General features: G+C 35.2%; 1 pseudogene. It reads left to right on the top strand.

Annotated elements, in window-relative coordinates:
- Positions 1–21: 21 nt before the first annotated feature.
- Positions 22–301 (top strand): annotated as a pseudogene (locus tag ACSG5Z_RS30635) (amine oxidase); the annotation flags it as partial.

The raw sequence follows: 301 nt of genomic DNA, 5'->3' as shown, positions 1-301 counted from the left end.
TTTTGTGTATAAGAGACAGCATTAACGATGGCATATATAAGAAAATTCGGGCTACAGGTAAGCCCTTTTATTAATAGGAATGAGACAGATATCGTTTACGTAACTGGCCGAAAAACGACATTAAAACAATACGAAAAAGATCCAAGTATATTAAAGTATCCTGTGGAAATGAATGAAGGTGGGAAAACGTCTGAGGAGCTATTAATGTTAGCGGTGCAGCCCATTATAAATTTTATAAAAAAGAACCCAGAGAAAAATTGGGATATTGTAGTAAAGGATTTTGGGAGATACTCTACAGGAC

Origin of the sequence: Bacillus pretiosus (assembly GCF_051294775.1) — a bacterium.
GTDB lineage: Bacteria > Bacillota > Bacilli > Bacillales > Bacillaceae_G > Bacillus_A > Bacillus_A wiedmannii.
The sequence above is the reverse complement of the archived record's forward strand: the minus strand, read 5'-3'. Positions and strand labels throughout refer to the sequence as shown.